We start from the raw sequence: 22939 nt of genomic DNA on the forward strand, positions 1-22939 counted from the left end.
AAAGGGTCAGCGGACAAGGAGCCTTGCCTGCTCCGGATCGTAGCGCCACTTGGCCGGGAGCTTGCCCGTCCTGCGGTAGTACTTGACGAGGCGCCTGATCTTGCTCTCGGTGAGCTGGAGGCCGCGCCTTGAGTGGATGTCCCTCGGGTGCTGCTCAAGGTGCTTCCTAAGGTTGACGGCCTTCCTGATGAGGGACATGAGGTCCTCCGGAATGTCAGGAGCGAGACCGTTCTCCTCGAGGATCTTGGTTATCTTCTTCCCGGTTATCAGCTTGACGCTCGGGATGCCGTACTGATCGCGGAGAATCGTCCCTACCATGGCCGCGCTGTATCCTTCCTTCCTGAGCTTGATAACGAGCCCTTCAACCTCCTCCGCCGTGTACTCAACCCAGGCCGGCGGGGCGGTCCTCGGTGGCTTCTTTGAACCGGATTTTCCCCTCTTTCTCGCGTGTATCCTTGCCATATCATACACCTCCGGGTGACGGCCAGCTAAAGCCAGCCGCCCCTTCGCATCGGCGTTGCGGAAGGAGTTTAAAAAGGTTTGCCCGCTTTCGGACGGAGGAGGAATTACTAAAAAACAAAGTTTTTAAATCCCAAATTCAAATAGTTATCATGCGAACCTTGAGGAACCTGTCTCAGAAAGAGCTGGAGGAAGTGCAAAAACTGACGCTGGAACTCAGAGAGAAAGGATTAAGCTACTCGCAGATTGTAAGAAAAATCTCAGAAGAGCTCGACGTGAAGGTTTCCAAAGCGACGGTTCTTCGCTGGTGCAAAGGGACACATAACACGTTCAACAAGATGAAAAGGGTAAACCTCGATTCGTCTCCTGCGCTCGCATACATAATCGGGGTTTATTTTGGAGACGCCACAGCGACTAAAGGGGCAGAATACAAATACAACGTCAAATTAAAGGTAGTGGACAAAGAATTCGCAGACGCGTTTGCTGAGGCATTAAAAGATATTGGACTAAAACCAAGGTCAGGATTCGAGAACGACAGGACAAGAAGCGGTCGCTGGTACGTTGAGACATCCAGCAAGAGTCTTTACCTGTACCTGAAGGGGTCAAAAGAGCGTCTTTTTGAAGTGGCAACGAAATATCCGAGGGAATTCCTGAGGGGATTCTTTGACAGCGAGGGGAGCGCTATCATCACAAGGAATCGTATTAGAGTAGAAGCTTGTAACTACAATAAGGAAGTCCTGGAATTCTGTCAGGAATTGCTAAACGGACTCGATATATATTCCAAGATATACAGAACAAAAAGAAAAGGACAACCTGTAGTCATAAGAGGGGAGCAATATCATTACACTTCCGACCTGTTCACACTTAAGATATATCGACTCGAAAGTGTTTACAGATACATGCGTGAAGTCGGATTCACTATATCCCGAAAACAGAACAAGTTGATCAACTTTTTTGGGTTATCACAACAGAAAACACAAAAATTGGAAGAAAACTACACAAAAAGTTCTATATAGCGGGGGGCCGATTTGAACGGCCGACCTCCGGGTTATGAGCCCGGCGGGCACTCCTAGCTGCCCCACCCCGCTGCTCGACCCGTTCTTAATGAACCGTACAGGGTTTATAAATCTTGCGGATACGGATTTATAACTCCGGGCCCCCTAATTTTCACGGTGATAGAATGTACCTCACGAAGGAAGAGGAGCTTATTCTGGCTGGAGAGTACGGCTATGCGCTCCAGAAGGCAATGGAGATACTGGTTGCACTCGGCGACATCTACGGTGCCGATCAGCTCATCCCAATCAAGAGCGCCCAGGTGGCTGGGGTTTCATACAAGAACATCGGTGAGGCAGGTGTTGAGTTCCTGAGGGACTTCGTTAATGCTGGAGCAAAGGTCTCCGTCTACACAACGCTGAACCCGGCCGGGATAGGCGACGATGAATTCATGGAGAAGCAGATGCAGGTTATTGAGCTTTACAGGGAGATGGGCATAGAAACCACATCCACCTGCACCCCCTACTACGGCGCAAACCTTCCCAAGTTCGGCGACCACATAGCCTGGAGCGAGAGCTCAGCGGTGATTTTCGCGAACTCCGTGATAGGTGCGAGAACCAACAGGGAGGGCGGGCCTTCGAGCCTCGCCGCTGCAATCGTTGGCAAGACCCCTAACTACGGCCTTCACCTCGACGAGAACAGAAAAGCAACGGTGATGGTGGACGTTCAGGCCAAAGTGGAAACTTTTGTGGACTACGCGGCCCTGGGATACCACCTCGGCAGAACCCTTGGCAACGACGTGCCATACATCAGAGGAATAAAACCCGCCATGACGGAGTTTTTAAAGGAAATGGGGGCGGCGATGGCCGCGAGCGGGAGCGTGGCTCTCTACCACGTCGAAGGTGAAACACCGGAGTATAGAGAAGCCATAACCGACAAATTGGAAACGATAACCGTCGAAGATTCCGACATAAAAGCGGTGAGGGAGCAGTTCAGCGAGGAATGGAGTGGGATAGACATGATACTCATCGGCTGCCCCCACGCCTCCCTGCCAGAGATCAAGGAGATAGCGGAACTCCTGAGGGTGCGCGGGAGGCCGCTCAAGATACCGCTCTTCATAACGGCGAGCAGGGCCGTGAAGGCTTTAGCAGATGCCCTTGGTTACACTGAAACCATAGAGCGCTACAACGGCAGGATCATACCCGATTCCTGCTTCGTGGTATCTCCGATAAAGGGCTGGTACAGCGGGATAGCGACCAACAGTGGTAAGAGTGCCTTTTACTTCCGCTCGTTCGGCTTCAACGTGCGGCTCGACGACGCGGAGAACCTGATAAAGGAGGCTCCGTGAGGTGAGAAAATGAAGCTCAAGGGGAAGAAGGTTGTGGGTGGAAAAGCTGAGGGAGAGCTCATAGTCTCTCAAAAGCCCCTCTCCTTCCTCGGTGGCGTCGACCCGGAGACGGGAATCGTTACCGATGCAGAGAGCGACATCAGAGGGGAGAGCATAGCAGAGAAGATACTGGCCTTCCCTCGCGGCAAAGGCTCGACGGTTGGCTCCTACGTCATCTACGCGCTCAAAAAGAACGGAAAGGCCCCGAAGGCGATAATCGTTGGTGAAGCCGAGACGATAGTGGCAACCGGTGCCATAATAGCGGGAATTCCAATGGTACAGGGGATAGACGTTTCAAAGCTGAGGAGTGGAATGAGGGTTATGGTTGACGCAGAAACCGGAGAGGTCGAAATCAAAGGGGAAGAGTAGACTTTTAAGGCCCCGTTCAAAAGACATACAGTGAGTTGAGATGAGACGGGGAGTATACGAGTGCCTCAGATGTGGCCACAGGGAGGTCATGGACTCGACGGAGCCGCTACTTGAGGGAGCCTGCCCGAAGTGCGGCGGAGACATGATACTCATCGGATACGTCGACGAAGAGGGACCAGGGGCAAAAAAGCAGCCGATGAAAGCTCCTTCAAACGTCCCCCAGGTTCTCCCTCAGGAGGTAGAATCGCTCCTCAAAAAGTTCTACTCCCTTCAGCCCCTGGGAGAGGAGGGGGGAACCTTCGTCTTCTCCGTGTTGGAGATCCATGAGAAAGACTTCGAGAAGGTTCTCCACGAACTTGAGGAAAAGGGCTACTGGGCGGCACTGAAGAGGGATGGAGAGAGGGTTTTGCTCTATATCTTCCCCGCGGCGGAAGTCAAGCCCGACAACCCCAAGATAGGGATAGCCCTCTTCCTTCTCACGGTGCTCTCAACCCTCTGGGCAGGCTACGTTCTGGCCCGCAGCTACATTGCATCGCTGGACGAGTTCGGCCTCCCGGGGTATAGGAACCCCTACGTCATAGCGCTCGCCTTTTCCCTGAGCATCCTTGGGATACTTGGAACCCACGAGATGGGCCACAAGATAGCGGCCACCCTTCACGGCGTGAAATCCACATATCCCTACTTTATACCGTTTCCAAACATACTTGGAACACTGGGGGCAGTGATACGCGTTAAGTCCCCCATTCCAACCAGAAAAGCTGCGATAGACCTCGGCGTTAGCGGGCCAATAGCGGGCATCCTGGTGGCGATTCCTGTGACTGTAATAGGCCTTCGACTCTCAGTTGTGGTCCCCATGAGTATCGTCCCTCACACTGGCAACGAGTTCTACATGGGCTCCAACCTTCTCTTCATGTTCCTGGAAAAGCTGGCACTCGGAAGCGCGGCCAGCGGGGACGTCATGGTGTTCCTGCACCCCGTGGCCATGGCAGGATGGGTTGGAATACTCGTCACATTCCTCAACTTAATCCCCGCTGCCCAGCTTGACGGTGGTCACGTTGCGAGGGCATTCATGAATGCCAGAAACCACGAGTACTTAACCCTGGCCCTTGGGTTCGGCCTCATGTTTCTGAGCTATTTCTGGGTTGGGTGGCTCCTCTGGGGGATACTCGTCCTGTTCATTGGAAAAGCCGGAAATCCGGGGGCCCTTGATGAGGTCTCACCGATCCCAACGAGCAGAAAACTCCTGGCACTGCTGGCGCTCCTGCTCTTCGTAGTCTCAGCCACGCCTGCCCCCTTCTACACCGGCTGACTCCGCTTTCTCCTTTAATATCTGCTGGATGTCGTAGTATATGGTGTCCCTGGAAACATCAAAGGTCCTGGCCAGCTCCGAGATGTTGAGAACCTTTGGGTTGTAGTTGAAGAGGCTGAGGACGTGGGCCAGGAGCTTCCTCCGCTCGGGGGTTTCCTGGACTTCGTCAGAATGAATGCCCCCCCGGTTGTAGACGGCAACCCCCACCGCGTACGTTCTCCTAGTGACGGGAGTGGTGTACGTCCCAATCTTAAACGCCACGACATCTGCCCTCTTCAGCCTCGCATTGATTACCCCAAGAACCTCCTCAACGGTAGACTCCCTATCCCTCCCGCTTGAATATTCCACAACAACGCCACCCCCCACGCGGTAGGGGTCAAGAACGAGAGAGGCTGAGAGATGCATGAAGGCACCGAACGTCAGTTTCAATTCAGCGGAAGATACGTAACATCCAGTTCCACCAAAAATCCTCTCTGCTTTTTTTGTGAACGATTCAACGCACTCCTCCACACTGGCCGACTCACAGGAGAGGTACGACACCTTCATATTTTATCACGACTCATCTTCGTGCAAAAGATATATAAAGGTTGTAGGTTCCAGGGATGGTAGGTATAATCATCTCATGAAGCCAGCTGAAGCAAATGGATAGAATACGATATTAGTCGGGCTATTTTGTAATTTCTACAAAGGCTTTACTGATAGGTTAAAGAAGAGCCACGTATGCTCACTTTTGCTAGGATATCCAGCAGGATTGAAGAGAAACCTATTTAAACCCGATTTTCGCAGTTGTTATGAAGCAACTCTTGGAGGTGGTTTGAAATGAAGAGGAAGGCCCAGGGTGCAATTGAGTATCTGTTTATGATTGCGGCAGCGCTTATCATTGTTGCAGTGGTTATCAGATACCTCAGGAGCACCGGCAGCACCGCAGGTAGCCAGGCCAACAAAACCATAGGCGGCATAGGCAGCCAGATCTCAAACGCCATAAGCAGCGAAGTTAATAATGCTAGCAAGTCCTGAGAATAGTGAGTTTTAAGTTAGAATGAATTTGATTACCTATATTTTCCCATTTTTAAGCGGGTGAGCTAAATGCAAAGAAAAGCCCAAGGCAGCGTTGAGTATCTTTTCGTGTTGGGAGCTACTATAGCAATTGTTGTCCTTGTGGTAGGATATATCGCCAAGTTTTCTCATAACGCAGCTCAAACCCAGACTGAAAGGAACAATGACAACGTAAACAGCGTCATGAGTAAGGTCCGAAACATTTCAAGTGGCGAAATCAACGGGTAGCCTTTATTTTAATGGTATCACCCCGTACATGGAGAGAACTCCCCTTCATTTCAATTTTTTCACCGGAGATATTAAACGCAGCGTTGGGAAGGGCTATTATTGCCTCATCCACAGCCTCCTTTGCAGGTCGTCCATTTGAAATCAGGACTGGCTCTTTTTTGAACTCGATTGAGAATTCGTCCACATTCGGGCATTTCAAAGAAAAGCCGCCCCCATCCAGAGCCAGTAGAGTGCAGGAAACACCATCATTATCTGAGTAGAAGGCAACCCTGTAGGTATTGCTTTCATCCGATATAACGGTCCTCTCATCAAAGCTTCTGTTGTCCACAATGGGGTAAAGCAGCCCTATCTGAACTCCTCCGACAATTACGGAGAGCTTTCCCTTAAACGTGGAGAACGTCAGGTTCCTGCTTAGATTTTGGAGATGATACAGCTCTATGACCCCACCGTCGGAGTACGACTCGGCGAATTCAAGGGTCGAGGTATTCCGGAGCGCCGAGATAAGCCCCCCATAGTTCCGCATAAGCGTGGCGTCCCCCTTTTCTATCGCATAAGCCCACGTGCCTACCACTACCCTGGAAACGTTCTTCTCCCTAAGCGTGTTCAGGAAATCCACCCCGCTGTTTCTCTGGAGGTACAGGAGACCAAAGTTGTCGACGTAATATGGCGGTTCGCTCAGATGCAGATAGTAGGCGGTCATTGGATTTATGGAGTAAAAATCCGAGCGGCTGATGTTGTGTGAGATTAAATAAACGCCAAGATCGTCGCGGAGGGACTTTGTGTGGGGTTCCCACGCAAGGGACAGCTTTCCAGCTGGCATGTTGGCCACAAGCCCGATGTCAAGAATGGAGAGGGCCAAAAGGAAGACAGTGAAAGAAGCCATGAGCTTCCTCTTTGGGACGTTAAAGGCCATTATCGAGTCAAGGAGCAGCAGGTAGAAAACCAGCGTCATTGGGTAGAGAAAGCGCATGTTTGGCAGAACCGGGGCCACAAAGAAGTAGAAGAGAAGGTTTGCAGCGCCAAGGTTCGCCAGCGGAGTGTTTAAGGATGTTCTGTGGTGAAGCCGTAGAAACGCATAGATCGCGAGAAGCAGAAGGAGAGGAACGTATGAGTACAAAAACTCAGGAGAGGAACTCTGCAGGTTGGATAAAAAGCCCGCGAAGAGGTTGAAAAGATTTATTATGGGAGAATACCTGCTTCCCTGTTCAAAATACGTCTGGTTCAGGTATGAACCACTTATGAGAAGACCCAGGGGGAGCTCAATGATGGCCTTGCCCAGGATGACGAACGATGCAAGGAGGAAGGCCTCCCTCCAGCGTTTTAGGAGGAGGACAATCGAAGTGTAGAGTTTCCGGACGTAGCTCAGCCTGAAGGCGTAAATCAGGAGGACACCCCATATTGCCAGCAGGATTCCCACAGAAACTCTCTGGTTCAGGAAGGTGATTGAATGAATCCCCGGAACAATAAGGATATTCCGAACGACGTTTGAGGGAAGAATAACCACCGTCACAACAACCAGGGCCACCATGAGCAGATATGAAAGGACTATAACCGCACCCTGGCGGGGGCTGAAGAGAACCGACGAAACACGGGAGGTATAATCCCAGAGCCGCTCATCGGTCGCCAGGAGGAGAACCAGATATAAAGCCGCCAGGTATGGAAGTATCGTGAACTTCGAGGTGCTTCCAATTCCCGCCACAAAGAGTGATAAGTATGCGAAGGGGGGTCTTTTTTCTTTGAAATAGCGGATGAAGAAGTAGAGGGACAGCAGGGTAAAGAACTCAATGGAGGACTCGTGATAGACCACGGTGTTCATGTGAACCATGAGGGGATCAAATGCCAGCAGGACGGAGAAAGCCGTTCCAAGTTTCCAGTCCCTAAGTTCCCTCCCCGTGAAATAAGCAACGAGGATGGAGAAAAGCCCAAACGTCAGGGAGAGGAGCCTTCCAATGACGTACGTGTCCCCAAAAATCCGAAGCCAGAGGGCGAGTAGGTAATAAAAAAGTGGGGGATGAACGGCGTAGATGTCGCGGTAGAGTAGGTGACCGTGGTTTATCATCCTCGCCATTAGGAGGTACGTTCCCTCATCGTAGTCCATGTAGGCGTTCATCGGATGGAGGAGGGGGAGCCTGAGGAGGAAGTACACTGCAACAGGAAACAGAAACACAATATCCCTACGATCCATCGCCAGTTCCCTCCAGTTTAACGCAACAGACCCCCAACGCTTCCCCACCTTCAAGGTGAGTCCTGATGGTTAAAAAGTTAAGCTTCCCACCAAGCACCCTCCCGTTTACCGTCACCCACTGAGGGACATAGTCTTTCACCGGCTTAAAGCTGCCAGCATACTCTCCGTTTATGTAGAAGTCCACTCCCGAAGCAGGAGCGGAGAGGAGGACTTTCAATGCACTATAATCTCTTTTCGGAACAAAAGCTATCGTAGCATTGCCCGTTACTGTTGCCACGTAGGGAACGCCTTCCAGAAGAATCCTTTGAGCGGCACTATTTTTTATTACCCAGCCGTAAACGAAATAGCGGAGGGCACCCCGCCCCCTAGAAATGTCGATTGAGTCGTTGACCATAAAATAGCTTTTTACAAGGTTTATGTTCCCGCTCGTGTTGTGATTCCGGACATCAAAAAGCCAGATTCCATCCTTAAAGTATACCAAACGGAAGCGGTTGTAAAAGTCCTCCACATTAAGGGGATAGGGTTCGATTTCGGCGGCCCCACGCGTATCGAGGTACGCCCACCTCGTTAGAGTGCCGTTGAGGAGGGCGCGGTACTCCGAGGCCTTCAAACCCTTGTTGTTGGCTACGCATACTATTGGAGTGTCCGTTAAGATGGGCAACCATCTTCCGGAATCAAAGACGCAGGCCGTTGCCACGGTCTGGTTTCCAAGATGGGAACTAATCCAATGAATGGAAGAAAGCACATCGCTATCCAGGAGGTAGGAAGACTCACTCGCCATATGCTCGATTGAGAGGGGTACTACCGCCGGAGCCACGAAGATAAGAACAAGGGAGAAGGCTACCAAAACCTTCACCCTACCAGCGAACTTTATGGGATACCTTGACACTGCTGAGGATACCCATGATACAATTTCATAGATTCCAATCCCCTCCAAGATAGGTATGATAGGAGTAAGTAGCAGGAACGCGCGCTCCGAGTTCCAGATGGCGGAGTAGTAGGGTATGGGTATTCTCAGAAAGATTTTGTCGAGGATAACCAAAATCATAAAGAGGAAAGTCAAGGAAAGTGGAGCTGACCGGTTCCACCGAGCGAGGGATAGAATAAGGGCAAGCACGAATCCCGCCGCCAGGAAGAACTGGCCGTGATTCACAAATGTATATGTAAGAATGAAGCGCAAAAAGTTCAGATTGTCCTTGTTGGGATAAACGGGGTTCATAACTGCCCCCCGTGAGGCGTAAGATGATGCTCCAGGTGTAAGAATGTAGTAGAGCAAAGCACTAACAGCGAGCTGGATAGTGAAGATTCTGAGGTTATCCCTGGTGAATCCCTCCCTGAGAAGGAGAAAGAAGGCGAAGGCCTCAAATACCATGTATTGATATGGGTGGACCAGCAAAACCAAGGAAGCAAGGAAGGCGCTGGCCCATATTAAACGGCGTTCTTTTTTCAGAAACGCCTCGACGTATACAAACGAAGCCACGAGGAAGAGCATATAGTTGGTGAAAGCTGGCAGAAGTGCATACTGGACAAAGTAATAGTATAAGGCAGAAAACGGGACCACGAGAGCCGCAAAAACTGCCGCCCTCTTACCAGCAAGAGAACGGGCAAGAAGGTATGTGCCCAATGGAAGATACGCAATCTCAAAGAGGCGGAGGTCATTCATCGCGAATATGATGTTCCAGGGATCTCCCCTAGAGAGCCAGGCGATAAAAGCATGGTATCCTGAGGGGTATGAGACTATACTCCTAGGAAAGTACTGGGGAACGTTTGAGAAATACAAACTGTGAGAATCCAGTATCATACGAACCTTGGAGGCATGGAACCACGTATCCGCGGCCCTGTAATCCGGGAGAAGGAAGTAAAAACGGCGGATCAGGAACTGCAAAAAGACGGAGAGAGATAGAACTCCCCACATCGGTGGATCAAATTCCCATTCGGTGCTTTGTGGTGTTAGGAGAAATAGAATAACTCCAATAACCACTAGGGACAAACCTAAGTAATTAAGAGACACCCCCACAAGACTGAGGAGATAAGAAGAAAACACCACGGTGGCCATTCCAAAAACGGGGGCACTCAAAAGCGCCTTCTCGTTCTCCAGAAAAATCAGACGGGAGAGGCCGTACCCCAAAATAAGCGTGAAAAGCAAAGCCCCGGCTGATCCGGGTATCGCAAGGGACAACAACATCGTGATAATCCCGATTATCGCAATGGCATCAACTTTCATTGCATCCCATCAGAATGAAAGCGCGAGTATTTTATAAACTTAGATGGTGAAGCCAAAAGGATTTTAACTTCAATGACAAATCAGAAACAGGTGATTGTAATGGGTTTCCTCTCATTCGGCTTGAAAAAAGGTAAAGTCCAGAAGATGCTGGAGGAGGGACAGTTCGAGGTTCTAATCGAGGAGGCGCTGAAGGACAAGAAGGTGAGGGAGGCGCTCTTTGAGCTGCTGTCTTCAAACAACCCCGGAGTGATTGGAGATGCTCTCCTGACGATAACGAACCTTTTGGAGCGCGATAGCAAGTTGTTAAAGGAATACCTCAAAGAGGAAAACTTCAAGAAGCTTCTAGCCCTTGTAGAATCAAAAAACCCCTACGTGCGCGAAAACGCAATGGTATTGGCTTATTCAGTAATCAAAGCCTATCCAGAGCTCATGAAGAAGTACCGCTCGTGGATAGTGGAAGAAGTTGCTCGCAGCCTGAGAGAAGGAGACAAAAATCAGAAAGGCTTCGTCTTGGTTATCATAGGGGAACTGGGCCTCAAGGAGCTCGAACCTGATGTCAAGTCCCTCGTCGGTGTCGAAGACAAGGTGATACTGCCCTTCGAGGGCAAGAAGTGGGTAAAACTCGGCGACATCGCCAGCGAGACCCTGGAAAAACTTTCGTAGTGGGGAAGTTGTTCTTTCCGTTTTTTGCATACTAACGTAGATAGTTACTAAAATATGGATAGAAAGATATTTAAAATCCACCTCTGAGCATATCACAAACCTCACAATACTACGAGGTGATACCATGAAGGGAGTCCTTGCGATGTTTCTTGTAGGACTCGTTCTCTTTGCCAGTGGCTGTGTAGGAACCCAGGATGAACTCACCCCCAGTAAAGTTGTAAACGCGATTGAGAACATCAAGACACTGGAGTACACTGCCAACCTCTCATCCACTACATCCTATCGCCTCCTTAACATGACGGGGAACTCAAGCGAATTCATACTCGTCAGAGGTGTAGCGGATAGGGTGAAGAAAATCAGCTATGGCAATATCTCATTTAGACTCAGATCAAACCACCCAATGGTTAGCAAAACACTTGAGATACCGTACTTTACCAACGGAAGCAGAGCTTATCTCAAAGTCTCTGGGGAGTGGATAGAGAACGGTATACACCTAAAGTTCTCTGAGGGGGAGGCCTCTCTGGGAGTAAACCTCACTGGAGCAACCAACGCATCGGGACAGCTTGAGTACCTCAAAAAGCTTTTAGAGGAGAAGAACATCAGGATAAGAAAGCTCAACGGAAGTTACTATTTCCGTGCTAACATTACGCCCGGAGACATTCTCAAGATGACTGGTAATGGGGATCTGCTTAAAACTGAAAACATGACGGGAAGTGGCTGGATAGAGGCAAAGTTGCGTGAGGATGGAACCCCCTACTGGATAGAGATCCACCTCCAGATCACAAAGCAAGGGAAGAATTCAGAGGTTAACATGAGGGTCAATGAGACAGTCAACTTAAAGAGGATAAACCAGCCTGTTAAGGTAGTGATCCCAAAGGGCCTCTTGAATTTTCTAGCCAAAGAAAAGATGCTCTCCCCCGTTGAAAACATGAGTTCTTATCGCTCTGACCTCTACATCGGCGTTTATTATGCCCTCCAGCCCGGAACCTTCGTCCTAAGTGGCAACACAGTAGAAACAACAAACATAACCATCTGGGATGTTTATCTCATGCACATTGCTAGCATGGTTAACAAAGAGACCGATGAGTCCCTCGCAAACGTTACCTCAGTCGTCATTAATCCCCTCCTGATGGGGAAGATGACCCTGATGAACAGTACCGTCTACATAAAAAACGGCACAGTTCATATTCTAGAAGGAAACACAAACCTACCTATTAGCCCCCATAGCATCGGAAACACCACCTTAATGGGTATGATATACCGGCAGTTCCCAACGCTCAGCCAAAGAATCCTCATGGATGTTCTTCTCCATTCCAACTTCACGGTGCAGAAAAATCCGAACGGTTATTGGGTTCATTCCAACATTTCCAGCATAAAGATGCTTCCCCTCGCGCCTTTTTCAGGCAGGAAACTTCTGGGATTAAGTCTTTCATACCAGGTGGGAAAGTCTGAGACGCTGACGGGAAACATGGAAATATCAAATATAAGCGGTTACATCAGCGCCAACTTTACCAGAAACTTCACACCTGTATTCTACGACATCCAGGTCTCTTACACTGTTAGATCAGGGACCACTTTGCTCCCCATAAAGTACAGGGTAAAAGCAAGATTCTATGACGTCAATGAAAACGTGGAAATTCCGGAAATCAAAACTTGATTATCTTCTACTTTTTATTGAGATTTCCCTATCAGAAGCCTGATTTATGATCAGCAGGTTCAGCGTTTGTCTAGAATGTCGAGCATTAAGGGTTCTACCTCAAATGATCGGTTGGTTAAGGAGATTCAAAATGAACCTTAAGTCCTTACCATTTTTGCACACTATTTCCTATAGTTTACAAAATTTGGATAGGAAAAGTATTTAAAGGGCTCTTCTCGATATTCATTTGAACATCTTAGGATAGTAAGGTGGTAATATGAAGAAGATACTGGCACTGTTCCTGGTTGGATTCGTACTCTTTGCAAGTGGATGCGTGGAAGAGAAAACCGGACTCACGAAGGATAAAGTCCTCAACGCGCTGGAGTCTATAAACAGCATGGACTACGGAGAGAACATCACCGTGAGCATGCACGCGAAAGATCCGATGACCAACGAAACTCTTGACGTTAGGGAAAATATAACCCTCCGCGCCCTCATCGATGGCACGAAGAACGTCTCCCTCGCCCACGGAAACATTACATTACAATCTAAATCTAAATCCCAAAATAAGACCTTCCATGTGCCCCTCGCGGTATATGTCAATGGTACACGCGCGTTTATGGGCTTTAACGGAACCTGGTATGACGTCGGGAACATAACACGGGAATATGAAGATCTCTATCAGGGGGAGGCCGACATTAAATACCTGGAAAAACTCATACAAGAGAAGGACATAAAGATAGAGCAGAGGGGGGACCTTTACGTGTTCAGGACAAACATCACCTTCAATGAGCTCCTGAAGGCCCTGAACAGGAGCAGTATCCTCCACAAGCTGACTGGGGAAGCGAACATGAGCATCAAGACAAACGAGGGATGGATCGAGGTGGGTCTCAAAGAAGACGGCACTCCCGTTTACCTCAAGGACTACCTCAACCTGACGATGACGTTCCACGTTTCACAGCCGATGATAGTGAACTCTACAGTTAACAGGAGCTCCAGCAATCCAAGCATGGAATTGATAATACAGGACAGCGAGAGGATATTCAGCATCAACAAGCCGCTGAACATAACGAAGCCGCAGGGAGTTGACGAGGCAAGGCCATTACTCAGATCACCGTTTGAAGGATGATAGATAAGAACTTTCCTCTTTCTATTCTTTCACCGACCTCTTCTAAAATCGCTTAGAATTTTGGCCAATGGAAAAGAACAAACAAAAAAGTAGGGGTATACCCGGCTAAGCGCCCCTCGTGGCCACTATCTTTATCCCTTCCCACTCGGCGACGACCTGACCGATCTCGACCGGTGCCTTGAGCTTCAGCCCAGCCAGGAACTTCATCAGCTCGGGTATCCCCTCCTTTGGAACTGGCCCGGCCGTCTTGACGCTCACCGTTGGGAGGGCTCCCCCCTCAACCGGAACGACGCTCATGACGACCCTCTTTGGACTGGTGACTTCCTCTACCGCCCATTCCTGACCTCGCGGACATCTACAGCCCTTGACGTCTTTGACCTCGCCGTTTTCGACCCCAACTTCAATGGAGCATCCGAGGGGGCAGACGATGCAGGTAAAGCGGTAAACTTTCATACCCTCACCACCTCAACGGTGAGCTTTTCGCCGGCCTTTTGAATCTCCTCGGCTTTCAGTTTGAGCCTTACCATCTCGGCGGGATTAACAACTGAAAGCCTGAGCTTTTTCTCAATTTCCGGAATCCTGAGTTCGACGTTCTCCATCGGTCTGGCGACACGGAGGTAGAGGTAAACATCCCTGTCACCACTGAGATAGTGCGGGGCAATCAGGCGCACGTTCTGACCCTTCTCAACCTTTACCCATTTCCTGCTCTCTATTCCTCCGTTCTTGATGAACTCCTCGGCACTCTCAGCAGCAAGCTCCCCCTGATCGGCCACGTAATCAACGAGGTCGTTTATGAGAAGGGCGTTTCCGGCCACGAATATCCCAGGAACGCTCGTCTCAATGCGGTCGTTCACGATCGGCCCGCCTGTTGAGGAGTCTATCTCTACACCAATCTTCCTGAGCTTCTTGACGCTCGGAACCAAGCCGGCGGAGATAACCAGAGTGTCAGCCTCGATCCAGAACTCGCTCCCCGGGACTTCACTGAGGTTCTCGTCCACCTTAACGACCTTCACCCTCTGAACTCTACCCTTCCCCCGGACTTCAACTACCTTGTGGCCCAGGTAGAGCGGGATGTTGAAATCCCGCAGTATCATGACGTTCCTAGCAAGACCTCCGGGGTAGGGCATGAGTTCAATGACGGCCTTAACCTTCGCGCCTTCGAGGGCAAACCTGCGAGCCATTATCAGGCCGACGTCTCCAGAGCCGACTATTACGACTTCTTTGCCTGGGAGGACTCCGTAGATGTCCATGAGCGTTTGAGCCTCTCCCGCCGTGTAAATCCCAGCGACACGGTCTCCGACTATGCCAATCTCAAAGGCGTGCCTCTCCCTCGCTCCGGCGGCGTAGATAATTGCCTTCGCCCAGACCTGATAGACCCCGCTTGGAGAGGTAAATATCACAACTTTTTCCAAATCGGAGTAGTTCTTTATCTCAAGCACCCTAGCAGAGGTTCTGTACTCCACGCCAAGCTCCACCAGGCGCTTCGCCAGCCTCGCCGCGAACTCTGGCCCGGTCAGCTCTTCCTTAAAGTAGTGGAGGCCGAAGCCTGGGTGGATGCACTGCGGAAGGATTCCGCCCAGATAATCGTTCTCGTCGAGGAGGAGCACGTTGAGCCCGAGCTCCTTGGTTTTTGCCGCGGCTGCCATTCCGGCCGGACCGCCGCCGATGACGACAACGTCGTAGCTGAGCATCGGAATCTGAGGCATCGGCTCCATCATGCTTCCTCCCCCCTGAGAATGGCCTTAACGTCTCCAATTCCAATCTCACTTCCCCTTCCTTTCAGAGTGATCTTCCAGGGCTCGACGCCGTACTCCCTGGCAAGAAGCTGGACAATCTTGGGCCTGCAAAAGCTCCCCTGACAGGTTCCAGTTGTCGCTTTAGTTCTGAACTTGACGGAATCGACGCTCGGCGTTTTAACGCCTATGAATTTCATCCTCTCGATGGCCTCAAGGATGTCTCCCTCGCTCACGTGGTTGCACCTGCAGACTATCTTTCCATAGGAGGGGTTCCCCTTTATCAGCTCGTTCGCCTTCTCCGGCGGGAGCATGAAGAAGTGCGTTATCTCCTTCCTATAGGGGTTCCACTTCTCCTTCTCCACAAGATTTACTCCAAGGTCGCGCTGGATTATGTCCCTGACCTCGTAGGCTATGGCAGGAGCGCTTGTTAGTCCCGGAGAGCGTATTCCCGCGACATTGATGAATCCACCAACTTCTTCCTCAGCTGTGATTATGAAGTCCCCTCCTGTTGGCTCGGGCCTTAACCCTGCGAAGGTCCTTATCACCTTGCTCTTCGGAGGCAGCTGAGGCCACAGCTTCTTCGAACCTTCCCAAACCTTTTCAAGGCCCTCCGCTGTTGTGGCAAAGTTCTCTTTCTCCTCAGGCGGAAGGTCCTGTGCGTTTGGTCCTATCATCAGGTGACCGCTGACCTCTGTGGTAACCACTATTCCCTTGCTTATCGGCGTTGGAGTCGGGAAAAGAACGTGGTTCGGTCCCGGAACGGTGTCGTCGAAGAGGAAGTACTCTCCCTTCCTCGGGTGTATCTCGAAGTAGTCTATCCCGGCCATCCGGGCAATTTTGTCCGCGTAGAGACCCGCCGCATTGATGACGATGTCCGCCTCGATGAAGCCGCTGTTTGTCTCAACACCCTTAACTTCACCGTTCTTGACCTTTATGCCCCTAACCTCCGTCTCGAGATGGGTCTTAACTCCGTTTGCGACGGCGTTCTCAACGAGGGCTATAACTGCTGGAATGGGAGCTATCTGGCCGACGATGGGAACCCACAGAGCGCCTATTGCATCTTTCGTAAGGCCCGGCTCGAGGGGGAAGAGCTCTTCACTATCAATAATCCTCATCTCGGGGACGCCGTTCCTATGGCCGCGCTCCAAAAGCTTCTCAAGCTCGTCGAAGTCCTCCTCCTGCGTCGCGACTATCAAAGCACCGTTCCAGACGTGGGCTATCTGGAGTTCCTTGACCCACTGGTGCCACAGGCGGTTTCCCCTTATGCAGAGCTTTGCGCGCACTGGATACCTTTCCGGGTCGTCGTCGTAGCCGCCGTGTATCAGGGCAGTGTTGGCTTTACTGACACCCCAGCCGACGTCGGGGGCTTTCTCTATGAGATGAACCTCAAGGTTCTCGTATTTGCTTAGGACGCGCGCTATACTCGCGCCGCTTATTCCGGCGCCTATAATAGCCACTTTTGTCTTCATACTCACACCTCCAAACTAAAACGAAAAACTGATTTTCGGGTTTTAAAGCTTTCTCTAACCTTTAGTTTAGCTTAAAAGAAACCAAAGAACGTTTTCAGGCATGAAAAGGAAAGACAGGGGTGGACACCAGAAAAATGGACAGTTATGTTCATCAGCCTTCGGCCCCAACGACCTTCGTCCAGCCCCTCGCCCTTTTTACTGCCTCCTTCCAGCCGTTGTAGAGCCTCCCCCTAGTCTCCTCGCCCATCCCCGGCTCGAAGACCTTCTCAGCCTTCCAGAGCTCGGATATCTCATCAACACTATCCCAATAGCCAACCGCCAGTCCCGCGAGGTAAGCCGCTCCAAGGGCAGTGGTCTCCTTCACGACGGGTCTGATGACCCTCCTGTTCAAGATATCCGCCTGGAACTGCATGAGGAAGTTGTTTGCGGTGGCTCCTCCGTCGACACGGAGATCCCTGATCTGAACGAGCTTCTCCATCTCCTCAACGACATCTCTTGTGAGGTAGGCTATGGCTTCGAGCGTCGCCCTTGCCAGGTGCTCCCTGCCGGTGCCACGCGTTATTCCGATTATCATCCCGCGGGCGAACTGATCCCAGTAAGGTGCACCGAGACCCACAAAGGCCGGGACAAAATAAACTCCCTCGTTGCTCTCAAGCTTTCTAGCGAGTTCTTCCGTCTCAGAAGCATGCTTGATGATTTTTATTCCATCGCGGAGCCACTGGACAGCTGCACCGGTTATGAAGACACTTCCCTCAAGGGCGTAGGAAACCTTCCTCTCGAGACCCCACGCAATCGTTGTGAGCAGGTTGTCAGAGTAGCGCACCATCTTGCCCGTGTTCGCGAGGATGAAGCTCCCCGTTCCGTAGGTTGCCTTGACCATTCCAGTCTCAAAAGCCGCCTGACCGAAGAGGGCAGCCTGCTGGTCGCCGGCATCACCACTGACAGGGATTTCAGCGCCAAGGAGTTCTTTCTTAGTGTAGCCATAGACCTCACTCGATCCTTTAACCTCCGGGAGAACGCTCTCCGGAACCCCGAAGAGCTCAAGGAGCTCATCGTCCCAGTCGAGCTTCTTTATGTTGAAGAGCATCGTCCTTGAGGCGTTGGAGTAATCGGTAACGTGCTCCCCCGTGAGGCGGTAGATGAGGAAGGTATCAACGGTCCCAAACATGACATCGCCTTTCTCGGCCTTCTCTCTTAAACCCGGGACGTTGTCGAGGAGCCACCTGAGTTTTGAGGCCGAGAAGTAGGCATCGGGAACGAGGCCGGTCTTTTCCTTTATCATGTTCCCATACTCGCGCTTTATCTCCTCGACCATCTCGGCCGTTCTCCTGCACTGCCAGACTATGGCGTTGTAGAGCGGTTTGCCCTCCCTATCCCAGACGAGCGTTGTTTCACGCTGGTTGGTTATTCCTATCGCGGCTATCTGACTCGGCTTGATCCTGGCCCTTTCAATGGCAGTTTTTATCGCCCTGAACTGGGCATCCCATATCTCCTCTGGGTTGTGCTCGACCCATCCGGGTTTTAGGATAGTGCTGGGGAAACTCATACTGACCTACCCCGTGGATGTTGCTCTCCCTGTCGAATAGTATGGCCCTCGCCGATGTAGTCCCCTCGTCAAGGGAAAGTATGAAGCGCTCCATGATACCACCTAAAGGAAAATAAGAAGAAACACTTATTAGACTTGCTCACTTGAGGCCAAGACCCCGGAGATAACTGATCATCCTCTCAACGTCATTAACAATGAGAACGTCAAAGAGACCGCCAAGCCTAACAAGGTTGTCGTTGGCGTAGTAGAGCTCCTCGTTGAGCGGCCAGAGAACTATCCTGAGGCCGGCTCCCTTTGCCATTTGGAGGGCTCCAACGGTTTTCTCAACGCCGAGGATGGCCATCGCATCAATCGGGGGGTTGAGCGACCACGGCTTGAGCTCCGCTATGAGCTGAGGAAGCTGCGCCAGCGTCTCCTCCTTCTCGATGAGGATTCCCAGCTTGGTCTCCGCGTCGTACTTTCTGTACTCCCTCAGGGCATCGATGTTGAAGGACGAAACGAGTATCCTCTCAGGGTTGTTCGCCTTTATCAGCTCCGCAGTCTTCTTCACTGCATCGATGTCCTTGAGCTCGACGTTGATGATGGCATCGGGAAGGGCCTTGAAGACCTCCTCAAGAGTGAGGATTTTCTCCCCGTTTCCGAAGTCGAGGGACTTGAGCTCCTCAAGCGTCATCTCCTTGACCTTGCCGGTTCCGCTGCTCACCCTGTCAACGGAATCGTCGTGGATAACCACCACTTCCCCGTCCTTTGTCAGCCAGACGTCAAGCTCAACACCGTCGGCACCGGCTTCAATGGCCTTTCTAAACGCCAGAAGGGTGTTCTCGGGGTACTTCGCGGAGTAGCCCCTATGTCCAAGAACCAGGGTTTTATTCCAGTTCACCACATGCTTCACCTCCCCGGTCCTTTGTAGGGGCTTCTAATAAAACTTTCCTCATCCTGGCGGGATTATCCGCGATTACCCCATCGACGAAGGGAAGGAACCTTGGAACCCACGTGAGCTCGTCCATTCTGTAGTTCCAGAGAAAAATCTTGAGTCCCCTTTTCCAGGCAATCCTGAGAATTGCCACCATGTTCCTGAAGCCAACGTATGAAACGGCGTCTATTGGAACGTGGAGGGAGTAGATACCCCTTAGGGATGGTAATACCAGCGCTCCCCAGTACCCGGTTATTGAGAAGCCAACCCTGCAGTCGGGGCACTCCTTCTGGAGGGAGCGGACCAGTCCCGGTTTGTCGGCCGAGAAAACCGCGTCCACTCCAAAGCGCTCGACCAGCCTTACCGACCCCTCGACGGCATCGATATCCTTCACGTCGACGTCCATGAAAGCAGATCTAAACTCCCGGAGAACCCGCGTGAGTGTGGGGATTGCTCTATCCGTCCGGAGAACCTCCCGGAGGGTGAGCGACTTAACGGGGATTCCTCCCACCTCTCCGTCATGGGTGATGACTATTTTCCCATCACCCGTTTCCCAGACGTCGAATTCTATCCCGTCGGCGTACCTCAGCGCCCTTCGAAACGCCGGAACCGTGTTCTCAAGTCTTCCTCTGAAACCGCGGTGACCAATTAAGAGCACCATAAGAAAAGCTAGGAGGAGGTGTTTAAACCCGTTTCTGTTCTTCCATGCCTCTCTAATAATGGATGACCCAAAACGTTCATTATATAAACGACCTCATTTATACACGCATAAATCTAAAGGAGCTTTACTCAGCCCTAGATTGCAACCGAAAAAGTAAAAAGGCCATTTTGCATTAAGCGGTGTATATTCCAAATAGTCTATATAGGGGCATTGATGGATTAGAAGATACGGGAGGTATCAATAATGGAATCGAGGATAGAGGAAGGAAAGGGGAAAAAGTTCAATTGGGGCGTTATCCTGAGTATAGCGCTCGTTGGTTTCAGTATGAGTACCGGCTGGGCCCTGAACAAAGGGCTCACATTCAAATTACTCGAGGTCAAATACACCAACGCACCGACTATAATCGGAGCGATTCTGTCCATTCAAGGTCTCATGGGCCTTCTCATACCCCCAATACTCGGTTATTACAGCGATATACACCGCTCCAAGAGGGGTAGGAGGGTTCCCTTCATCTTCGCAGGTTCAATGCTCGTTGCCGTGACGACCGCGCTTATATACCTGCTCTACGTTGGAGGGGTATCACTCGGCGTCTTTGCGGTGCTCCTAGCACTGTACTACCTCTTCATGTACTCCTTTGTGGCACAGTACCGCTCCCTCATGCCCGACGTTATTGGAAGCGGCGAACGCGGCAAGGCCAGCGGAATAATCACCCTTTTTGAGTGGATGGCCAACCTTCTACTCTTCGGAACCATAGCGTTCCTCGCCGCCAGTGCCACTAAAGAGACTGGCATCAAGGATGGAATAAAGGCCATGATACAGGCCGGGAACTTCTGGATACCGTTTGCAATCGTCATTTTCTTCATGGTAGTATCAGGAGTCTACGTTTTCCTCAGAATCAAAGAGCCGCCCGTGCCTGAAGGAACCCCCGAAGAGGGACTTGGAGAGTACCTCAGGAACATCATCGGCGACAGGGACTTTCTTAACTTCTACATTGCTCAGATGCTCTGGTGGTTGAGCTTTGAGTTCATTGCGGTCTTCATGTTCGGAATCCTAGAGTCCGTCCTCGGGACGAGCGACGTCACCGCCCTCGGAAACGCGATAATGGCACTGTTTAACCTCGTGGTTCTCGTGGGAGCGATAGTCGGCGGCCCGCTCTATGACAAGATAGGAAGGAGAAAGTCAATCCTTATAAGTGGAATAATCTTCGAGGTACCCTTCATCTTCGGGTGGTTCGTCCACACGCAGATGCAGATAACTGCCCTCATTGCATTCGCTGGAATCGGATGGGGAATGCTCATGGCAACCTCCTGGCCGGTCATCGGTGACCTGCTGACAAAGTACCAGAAGGAAGCCTTCAACGGCCGCTACTACGGTGTCTTCGAGGCTACCAAGTCGTTCCCAGTAATGATAGCGGGCCTTTTGGGCGGAGCCGTAGTTCACCTCGCAGGCAACAACTACCGCGTCCTCTTCCCAGTGGGGGCTCTCTTTATTATAATCTCCCTGCCCCTGGTCTGGGAAATGAAGCACCTAGACATCTCCTCTAAAGCCAAAGAGGGCGAAACGGAGACGATGGAGGTATGACCATGCACTGGCTCTTTCTTTTGATTTATATTTTGATCATCCTTGGTTTTCTGCTTCTAGGCTTCCTCGTCTTCATTGCATATAAGATGGCCAAACCCCCCAGGTTCATCGGGGACTGGACGCCTAAGGATTTTGGCTTCGACTACGAAGATATAACATTCAAAACGGAGGACGGCCTTAAGCTGAGCGGCTGGTGGATTGACAACGGTAGCGATAAGACGGTCATCCCCCTCCACGGCTATACGAGGAGCAGATGGGACGACGTTTACATGAAGCCCCTCACGGAGTTTCTCCTCAAAGAGGGTTATAACGTCCTCACCTTCGACTTCCGTGCCCACGGAAAGAGCGAGGGCAAGTACACTGGAGTGGGAGAGGACGAGATAAAGGACGTCAAGGCGGCAATCGCATGGCTGAAAAAGAACCAGCCCGAGAAGGCCGAGAAGGTGGCCATTATCGGCTTCTCCATGGGCGCAATCGTCACGATACGCTCGCTGGTCGATGTTCCAGGGGCCTGCTGCGGCGTTGCAGATTCCCCGCCGATCTACATGGACAAGACGAGCGCGAGAAGCTTAACCTACTTCGCCAACCTGCCTCAGTGGCTCTACTCCCTCGTCAAGCCGTTCAGCGGGCTCTTCGGAGGTATTCCAAGGGACACCATATCTTATGCGGAGAAAGTTAGAAAGCCCCTTCTCTTGATACAGGGAGACAAAGACCCCCTTATCAAGGTTAAGGAGGTTAGGGAGTTCTACGAGAGGAACAGGAAGGTTAACCCGGACGTCGAGCTCTGGATCACGGACGCGGCACACGTCAGAACCCTCAAGTTCCACCCAGAGGAGTGGAAGGCGAAGGTTGGGGAGTTCCTGAGGAAGTACCTCTGAAGCCTGAGGTTTTCCATCCCTTTTGTTTTCTAATTGTGACAACCCCAGTGAAGGCTAACAACGTTTAACCCATTTTTGCCCAAAAAGCATAAATACAACCTAACCACACCTAACCACGGTGAGAGGTATGGACTTCGCATTGTTCATGGAGAGATACGGGTACAAGCTCCTAATTGTTGGGGTCATTGGGGGCGTTTTCCTGTTCATCTTCGGTGGAATAATCTACAGCATGATACTCGTAGGATACACCAAAAGCGAAGCGGGCTTCTTCGTGGCGTTGTTGGTCGTTGCATCGCTAATTGCAGCATTCGCCGGCCGTTTTATGAACACAGCGACTACGTTACTCAGTAGAGTAGGCTATCACAACAGGGCAAAGCTCTTTGAGGGAAAGAAAAAGCTTGAGAAAGAGCGCGAGAAGCTCAGGGAAGAGGGCGGGAAGCTCTACTGATAAATCACTTTCCCAGCAAGGCAGAAGGACACACGGCCTCGGCTAACCCCCTTCTCCTCACCGTTCAGT

At 51.1% G+C, this 22939-nt stretch carries 21 protein-coding genes, 1 tRNA gene and 1 pseudogene; 12 read left to right on the plus strand and 11 right to left on the minus strand.

Going from position 1 to position 22939, the window contains the following annotated elements; translation table 11 throughout:
* Window positions 1-6 precede the first annotated feature (6 nt).
* Window positions 7-462 carry a 30S ribosomal protein S15 gene (locus tag E3E29_RS09950; protein ID WP_167910845.1) on the minus strand — a complete coding sequence of 152 codons (456 nt, stop codon included), beginning with the start codon at window positions 460-462 and terminating at the stop codon, window positions 7-9.
* Window positions 463-611: 149 nt separating this feature from the next.
* Between E3E29_RS09950 and E3E29_RS09955 the strand changes: the two genes are divergently transcribed.
* Window positions 612-1475: an LAGLIDADG family homing endonuclease gene (locus tag E3E29_RS09955; RefSeq protein WP_167910846.1), complete on the plus strand. Its 864-nt coding sequence runs from the start codon at window positions 612-614 to the stop codon at window positions 1473-1475.
* Here E3E29_RS09955 and E3E29_RS09960 read toward each other — a convergent pair.
* A tRNA-Met gene (locus tag E3E29_RS09960) sits at window positions 1473-1547 on the minus strand. The genes E3E29_RS09955 and E3E29_RS09960 overlap by 3 nt on opposite strands.
* Window positions 1548-1639: 92 nt before the next feature.
* On the opposite strand from E3E29_RS09960, the gene E3E29_RS09965 reads away from it, so the two are divergent.
* From E3E29_RS09965 to E3E29_RS09975, 3 genes are read left to right on the plus strand one after another with little or no spacing between them, the layout of a single operon-like run.
* Window positions 1640-2800, plus strand: a complete 1161-nt coding sequence (locus tag E3E29_RS09965; protein WP_167910847.1) for an aconitase X catalytic domain-containing protein — start codon at window positions 1640-1642, stop codon at window positions 2798-2800.
* Between the two features lie 9 nt (window positions 2801-2809).
* A complete protein-coding gene (locus tag E3E29_RS09970; RefSeq protein ID WP_167910848.1) occupies window positions 2810-3208 on the plus strand; it encodes a DUF126 domain-containing protein in 399 nt (132 codons plus the stop codon).
* A 40-nt stretch (window positions 3209-3248) separates the two neighbouring features.
* Window positions 3249-4517, plus strand: a complete 1269-nt coding sequence (locus E3E29_RS09975) for a site-2 protease family protein (protein ID WP_167910849.1) — start codon at window positions 3249-3251, stop codon at window positions 4515-4517.
* On the opposite strand, the gene E3E29_RS09980 is transcribed toward E3E29_RS09975, so the two are convergent.
* The gene (locus E3E29_RS09980) at window positions 4485-5063 is read right to left on the minus strand and encodes an HTH domain-containing protein (RefSeq protein WP_167910850.1); all 579 of its coding nucleotides are present in this window, start codon (window positions 5061-5063) and stop codon (window positions 4485-4487) included. The genes E3E29_RS09975 and E3E29_RS09980 overlap by 33 nt on opposite strands.
* 273 nt (window positions 5064-5336) lie before the next feature.
* Here E3E29_RS09980 and E3E29_RS09985 point away from each other — a divergent pair, with 273 nt between their 5' ends.
* On the plus strand, window positions 5337-5534 hold the full coding sequence (locus tag E3E29_RS09985) for a class III signal peptide-containing protein (protein WP_167910851.1): 198 nt from the start codon (window positions 5337-5339) through the stop codon (window positions 5532-5534).
* A gap of 69 nt (window positions 5535-5603) precedes the next feature.
* A complete protein-coding gene (locus E3E29_RS12100; protein WP_167910852.1) occupies window positions 5604-5801 on the plus strand; it encodes a class III signal peptide-containing protein in 198 nt (65 codons plus the stop codon).
* Here E3E29_RS12100 and E3E29_RS09995 read toward each other — a convergent pair.
* Both E3E29_RS09995 and E3E29_RS10000 read right to left on the minus strand, forming a co-directional pair.
* Window positions 5791-7986 (minus strand): glycosyltransferase family 39 protein, encoded by a 2196-nt coding sequence (locus E3E29_RS09995; RefSeq protein ID WP_206205878.1) that lies wholly within the window; start codon window positions 7984-7986, stop codon window positions 5791-5793. The two genes, E3E29_RS12100 and E3E29_RS09995, sit on opposite strands and share 11 nt — an antisense overlap.
* Window positions 7976-10210 carry a hypothetical protein gene (locus E3E29_RS10000; protein ID WP_167910854.1) on the minus strand — a complete coding sequence of 745 codons (2235 nt, stop codon included), beginning with the start codon at window positions 10208-10210 and terminating at the stop codon, window positions 7976-7978. The genes E3E29_RS09995 and E3E29_RS10000 overlap by 11 nt, the downstream gene beginning before the upstream one ends.
* 99 nt (window positions 10211-10309) lie before the next feature.
* Between E3E29_RS10000 and E3E29_RS10005 the strand changes: the two genes are divergently transcribed.
* The 3 genes from E3E29_RS10005 to E3E29_RS10015 all read left to right on the plus strand — a co-directional run bounded on the left by E3E29_RS10005 (window position 10310) and on the right by E3E29_RS10015 (window position 13638).
* A complete protein-coding gene (locus E3E29_RS10005) occupies window positions 10310-10873 on the plus strand; it encodes a hypothetical protein (RefSeq protein ID WP_167910908.1) in 564 nt (187 codons plus the stop codon).
* A gap of 124 nt (window positions 10874-10997) precedes the next feature.
* Window positions 10998-12530 carry a hypothetical protein gene (locus tag E3E29_RS10010; protein ID WP_167910855.1) on the plus strand — a complete coding sequence of 511 codons (1533 nt, stop codon included), beginning with the start codon at window positions 10998-11000 and terminating at the stop codon, window positions 12528-12530.
* A 256-nt stretch (window positions 12531-12786) separates the two neighbouring features.
* Window positions 12787-13638 (plus strand): hypothetical protein, encoded by an 852-nt coding sequence (locus E3E29_RS10015; RefSeq protein WP_167910856.1) that lies wholly within the window; start codon window positions 12787-12789, stop codon window positions 13636-13638.
* Between the two features lie 105 nt (window positions 13639-13743).
* Here E3E29_RS10015 and E3E29_RS10020 read toward each other — a convergent pair whose 3' ends face one another.
* The 6 genes and pseudogenes from E3E29_RS10020 to E3E29_RS10045 form a co-directional block, all read right to left on the minus strand.
* Window positions 13744-14091 (minus strand): DUF1667 domain-containing protein, encoded by a 348-nt coding sequence (locus E3E29_RS10020; RefSeq protein ID WP_167910857.1) that lies wholly within the window; start codon window positions 14089-14091, stop codon window positions 13744-13746.
* Window positions 14088-15353 (minus strand): NAD(P)/FAD-dependent oxidoreductase, encoded by a 1266-nt coding sequence (locus E3E29_RS10025; protein ID WP_240922852.1) that lies wholly within the window; start codon window positions 15351-15353, stop codon window positions 14088-14090. Before E3E29_RS10025 ends, E3E29_RS10020 begins: the two co-directional genes overlap by 4 nt.
* Window positions 15353-16843, minus strand: coding sequence for an NAD(P)/FAD-dependent oxidoreductase (locus E3E29_RS10030; protein ID WP_167910858.1), 1491 nt, complete (start codon window positions 16841-16843; stop codon window positions 15353-15355). The genes E3E29_RS10025 and E3E29_RS10030 overlap by 1 nt, the downstream gene beginning before the upstream one ends.
* A 151-nt stretch (window positions 16844-16994) precedes the next feature.
* Window positions 16995-18483 (minus strand): annotated as a pseudogene (glpK, locus tag E3E29_RS10035) (glycerol kinase GlpK).
* 45 nt (window positions 18484-18528) lie between these two features.
* Window positions 18529-19272, minus strand: a complete 744-nt coding sequence (locus tag E3E29_RS10040) for a glycerophosphodiester phosphodiesterase family protein (protein ID WP_167910859.1) — start codon at window positions 19270-19272, stop codon at window positions 18529-18531.
* The gene (locus E3E29_RS10045) at window positions 19256-19963 is read right to left on the minus strand and encodes a glycerophosphodiester phosphodiesterase family protein (RefSeq protein ID WP_167910860.1); all 708 of its coding nucleotides are present in this window, start codon (window positions 19961-19963) and stop codon (window positions 19256-19258) included. The genes E3E29_RS10040 and E3E29_RS10045 overlap by 17 nt, the downstream gene beginning before the upstream one ends.
* Before the next feature lie 243 nt (window positions 19964-20206).
* Here E3E29_RS10045 and E3E29_RS10050 point away from each other — a divergent pair, with 243 nt between their 5' ends.
* The 3 genes from E3E29_RS10050 (at window position 20207) to E3E29_RS10060 (ending at window position 22870) form a co-directional block, all read left to right on the plus strand.
* A complete protein-coding gene (locus E3E29_RS10050; RefSeq protein ID WP_167910861.1) occupies window positions 20207-21544 on the plus strand; it encodes an MFS transporter in 1338 nt (445 codons plus the stop codon).
* 2 nt (window positions 21545-21546) lie between these two features.
* A complete protein-coding gene (locus tag E3E29_RS10055) occupies window positions 21547-22422 on the plus strand; it encodes an alpha/beta hydrolase (protein ID WP_167910862.1) in 876 nt (291 codons plus the stop codon).
* Between the two features lie 118 nt (window positions 22423-22540).
* Window positions 22541-22870: a hypothetical protein gene (locus E3E29_RS10060; protein ID WP_167910863.1), complete on the plus strand. Its 330-nt coding sequence runs from the start codon at window positions 22541-22543 to the stop codon at window positions 22868-22870.
* Window positions 22871-22939: the final 69 nt, after the last annotated feature.

Source organism: Thermococcus sp. Bubb.Bath, assembly GCF_012027595.1.
Lineage (GTDB): Archaea > Methanobacteriota_B > Thermococci > Thermococcales > Thermococcaceae > Thermococcus.